1 protein-coding gene is annotated in these 579 nt (G+C 69.8%); it reads right to left on the reverse strand.

The genetic code is table 11. From position 1 onward, the window contains the following. The coding region (locus tag KZQ38_RS35705) for a ribonucleotide reductase barrel domain-containing protein (protein ID WP_504739577.1) at nt 1-579 on the reverse strand (579 nt) is incomplete at both ends.

Raw genomic sequence — 579 nt, forward strand, 5'->3', positions numbered from 1 at the left:
TTCGGGCTTGAGGCCGGGGGCGTCGACGACGTGGCCGTGTTCGCCGATGTGCTCGGTGATGGCCTCGATCTGCTCGGCCTGGTAGCCGAGGGACTTCAGGGCGCGGGGGACGGTCTGGTTGACGATCTGCATGGAGCCGCCGCCGACGAGCTTCTTGAACTTGACCAGGGCCAGGTCCGGCTCGATACCGGTGGTGTCGCAGTCCATCATCAGACCGATGGTGCCCGTGGGGGCGAGCACGCTGGCCTGCGCGTTGCGCCAACCGTTGCGCGCGCCGACCTGGATGCCCTCCTGCCACACGCTGGTCGCCAGCTTCTGCACCGCCGCGTCGTTGGCGTGGTAGGTGCGGATCAGGTCGTTGGCCGCGGCGTGCTTGCGGATCACCCGCTGGTGCGCCTCGGCGTTGCGGGCGTAACCCTCGTACGGGCCGACGATGCCGGCCAGCTCCGCGGACCGCTTGTACGCCACGGCCTGCATGAGCGAGGTGATGGAGGCGGCCAGGGCGCGGCCACCCTCGGAGTCGTAGGCGTGGCCGGTGGCCATCAGCAACGCGCCCAGGTTGGCGTAGCCGATGCCCAA

This window comes from Saccharothrix obliqua, from assembly GCF_019375475.1.
Classification (GTDB): domain Bacteria; phylum Actinomycetota; class Actinomycetes; order Mycobacteriales; family Pseudonocardiaceae; genus Actinosynnema; species Actinosynnema obliqua.